Genomic DNA, 359 nt, shown 5'->3' on the forward strand with positions numbered 1-359 from the left:
TGGGGCTCCTGTCATCGTAGCGTGTGACTTGGTGTGCGACTCCGGGGGAGTCGAGAAATCATCAGGCATGATAGATAATGCGCGCACAGCCTGAAAGCCATAGGTGGTAATTGGCGCAAGACGCCGGAGTTTCTGATCAGGATAGTGCAGAAATGAGTAATGAAGACCTGAAACGTAAATATCGCTGGCAGTGCCGTCGGGGCGCGTCGGAAGTGGAGGTGGTGCTGTATGGCTACCTGGATAATCACTTCGATGCGGAACCGGCGGAGCGCCAGGCCCAGTTCGCTACCTTGCTGGCCTGTGAGGATGCGGACATGTTCGAGTGGTTTACCTACCGCAGTGAGCCTGCGGACCCGCAG

At 56.8% G+C, this 359-nt stretch carries 1 protein-coding gene; it reads left to right on the top strand.

Going from position 1 to position 359, the window contains the following annotated elements; genetic code table 11:
- Positions 1 to 152: 152 nt before the first annotated feature.
- The coding region (locus A3754_RS06860) for a succinate dehydrogenase assembly factor 2 (RefSeq protein WP_063519160.1) at positions 153 to 359 on the top strand (207 nt) is incomplete at its 3' end.

This window comes from Alcanivorax sp. HI0083 (assembly GCF_001635175.1).